At 34.5% G+C, this 2,945-nt stretch carries 5 protein-coding genes; all 5 read left to right on the top strand.

Features of this window, described 5'->3' with window-relative positions; translation table 11 throughout:
• Positions 1-263: 263 nt before the first annotated feature.
• The 5 genes from H5117_RS20305 (at position 264) to H5117_RS20285 (ending at position 2,837) form a co-directional block, all read left to right on the top strand.
• Complete coding sequence (locus H5117_RS20305) at positions 264-548, top strand: hypothetical protein (RefSeq protein WP_182739010.1); 285 nt, start codon at positions 264-266, stop codon at positions 546-548.
• Positions 549-577: 29 nt separating this feature from the next.
• Positions 578-1,099: a hypothetical protein gene (locus H5117_RS20300; protein ID WP_182739009.1), complete on the top strand. Its 522-nt coding sequence runs from the start codon at positions 578-580 to the stop codon at positions 1,097-1,099.
• 231 nt (positions 1,100-1,330) lie between these two features.
• Complete coding sequence (locus tag H5117_RS20295) at positions 1,331-1,903, top strand: hypothetical protein (protein WP_182739008.1); 573 nt, start codon at positions 1,331-1,333, stop codon at positions 1,901-1,903.
• Positions 1,904-2,020: 117 nt separating this feature from the next.
• Positions 2,021-2,194: a hypothetical protein gene (locus H5117_RS20290; protein WP_182739007.1), complete on the top strand. Its 174-nt coding sequence runs from the start codon at positions 2,021-2,023 to the stop codon at positions 2,192-2,194.
• On the top strand, positions 2,181-2,837 hold the full coding sequence (locus tag H5117_RS20285; protein WP_182739006.1) for a protein kinase domain-containing protein: 657 nt from the start codon (positions 2,181-2,183) through the stop codon (positions 2,835-2,837). Before H5117_RS20290 ends, H5117_RS20285 begins: the two co-directional genes overlap by 14 nt.
• Positions 2,838-2,945 lie beyond the last annotated feature (108 nt).

Below are 2,945 nucleotides of genomic sequence, written 5' to 3'. Positions count from 1 at the left end.
AGGAGCCTTCAATCAATCGAACTACTGTATAAAAGGCTTTGGTTGCAGCCAAAGCTTGGGCCTCACATTACCCGAACTTGGTTAAAGTATTAATTAATTTATGGGTTTATTATCCATACAAGAAATTAAACAAGGCCAAAAAACAGTTGGTTTTGCTCCTTCGTCGCATATTTTAACCAACAATTTTTTGCCTGTTAATTGGGCGTTATATGTTTACGAGGTTTCAGTTGAAAAGTTTGACCTACAGTACAAATAGAAATCCAATGTTAAGTACTATTAAAGCTGGCAACGCTATGAGAGATAAGTTTCGAAATTCTCCTCGTTGGGAACTTTTATCAAGTGAGACTGGCGGGCATGGTAAAAATGACCACGATTTTTCGTTTAGTAGTTTAAAGTGCTGGAAAGATAAGGGTAATGGAACATTAGTTAAAGAGTCTTGTGGAACTAATCGTAAGGGAATAGTAAATAGTATAACGTTTACTGAAATTCTCGAGTGGCCTGAACCTGTTGAATCTTTTTTGGATAGTGAAGATGAAATTCCATTCTAGCGTGTAAAAACATATAACAAGTGACTATGGTGTCAATTCCTAATTTTAAATCATTGGCTATGAATCAAATTCTTAAATATTTAGCGCTATTCGTGAGTTTATTAAGTTTAGTTAGTTTGTTCCAGCAATTTTTTACGGTTGGTCTTTCTGGAGTATTCTCAAGTGTCTTAGAGTATTATCGTTTAGTTGTATCAGGGATATTTAAAGTCTTCAATATTGATGTACCTCAAACTCTTTTGGATTTATGGACAATCTCTTTTATCACTTCAGCCGCATATCTTAGAACTGAGAATATAGAAAATAGCCGACTGCTTCACAAGATAGATGTAACTTCACTTTATAAGCATTGGAAAATAATTTACTTTTTTATCCTAGGCTTTTTTTTTATAGGTTTGGCAATTTTGTTCTCAATGTTAACCCCGCAAACCTACGTTGATGAAATGAATGAATCACCTAACGACCTTATAAAAGGTGCAGTCTCAAACTTGGTTTTAGTTGTTAGTGCTTTAATATTATTTTTCGCTCTGAATGCTTACGCACCATCTTTGTAGGTATTTTATAACAAACACATTGAGCCGCAGGCTCGCTGGGACAGTAATGGTGGGTTTTATCAATGCCTGTAATTAGCACAAATAACATGCTTAATTTCTAGCTGTTTTAATTACTTATATACAATGGTAATTATTGGTGAAATTATCATGGTATATAATATACGCCATATTGGCGTGTTATAAACCACCAATATGGTGTTCAATAAGCTGTTAGCAGCCAAGGAGAGTTTGGTGAATTATAAGAAGTATTTAGTTTACGTTGATTTATTCGGTGTTTTCGCAGTAATTAGTACAATTCTTTATATCTATTCGGATCAATTATTTTCAAGTATGCCTGATAAAGTTTCAGGGGTTTGGGGTAACCTATCTACAGAGCTTATAGGCATTTGGTTTGGTGTAAGACTTATTGATTGGATTATAAAATCCAACGATAAATCGACTAATAACCGTATTGTTACCTTACGAAACATGCGATTTTTAACTAAACAAGCAGAGAGAGTTGTTGAGTTTGGCTATCGCCATGATTCTAAAATATTGAACAAAGAAGTTACATGGTTTAAGACTGTTATTAGTCAACGTGCTCGTTATTTCAGTACAGATGAAGTTCAAGATATCAATAATTATATTAATTCGTTAACTGACTTCTTAACTCAGATTAACAATGTAATTTCACCAAGTGGTGGGGATGTCCGACTAGAGTTAGCTGAGCACGCAGAACAAAAGTTTTTTAGTTTAATTGAAAATATCGATGAATTAAGGCTAATTGCTGAAGCTAATATTTTAGAAGAAACCCCTGAGGAATAGGCTGCTAACAAACTTTCAAGCGGGACAAAATACAGTTGGCTATATTCGTTCCTCAACATTTTAGCCAACTAAATTTTGCCCCTTTACAGGGCGTTGTACAACACCCAAGGCGAGCTGATGAGTACAAAGTTGAGAAACCGAAAGTATAAGCGAGTAAAAGGCAATGTAATCGGTGGATGGGAGTTAATTGAATCACTAGGAGAAGGTGGAAATGGAGATGTATGGGAAGCGACCAAAGAAGGATATGATAATTCAGCAATAAAAATATTGAAGAATATTGAAGAATATTGATGATACTAACTACAAAAGATTTGTTGATGAAATTCATATTATGTCTACGGTAAATGTAGATGGTGTCATAAACATTATTGAATCGAATATCCCTAGCGACCTTAGAGAAGACCTACCTTGGTTTGTAATGCCTAAAGCAATTGATATCTATAAATCAATTGAAAAAAAATCCACTACAGAAATTGCTACTCAATTTGTTCTCTTAGCTGAAACACTATCTGAGCTTCATGATCAAGAAATAGCACATCGAGATATTAAGCCAGAAAATATTCTTTACTATAATAATCGACTTTACTTTTCTGATTTTGGGTTAGTTAAGTATCCAAATAAAGCTAAGGTTACCCCTCAAAAAAGAGATGTAGGCGCAAAGTTTACAATGGCTCCAGAAATGCGAAGAGAAGCAGAAAAAGCAAACGGTATGTTTGCGGATGTTTACTCTCTGGCAAAAACGTTTTGGATATTATTAACTAAGCAAGAGAAAGGCTTCGATGGTCAATATAATCCTAACTCAATTGTTGCAGTTAAAAATTATTGCCAAGATGTTTACACTACATCATTAGACAATTTATTAAGTGAGTCTACGGATAATGATGTACGCCTTCGCCCAACAGCAAAGCAGTTTTCAATATGTAGTGGTCAATAAAATTTGGCCACAGTTTTAGAATCTTGATATCTAACCTCAGATTCATTTGGCGCTAAACCGGCATTATAATGATGCGGCCTAACGTTGTTGTAATATCCGTTGATATAA

This window comes from Pseudoalteromonas sp. SG45-1, from assembly GCF_014164135.1.
GTDB lineage: Bacteria > Pseudomonadota > Gammaproteobacteria > Enterobacterales > Alteromonadaceae > Pseudoalteromonas > Pseudoalteromonas distincta.
Note: the sequence above shows the minus strand (reverse complement) of the source record. Positions and strands in the feature narration are given on the sequence as shown.

Excerpts from the sequence above, each read along its gene's own strand:
- H5117_RS20305 (WP_182739010.1), top strand. The coding sequence starts at position 264 with ATGTTAAGTACTATTAAAGCTGGCAACGCTATGAGAGATAAGTTTCGA.
- H5117_RS20290 (WP_182739007.1), top strand. The coding sequence starts at position 2,021 with ATGAGTACAAAGTTGAGAAACCGAAAGTATAAGCGAGTAAAAGGCAAT.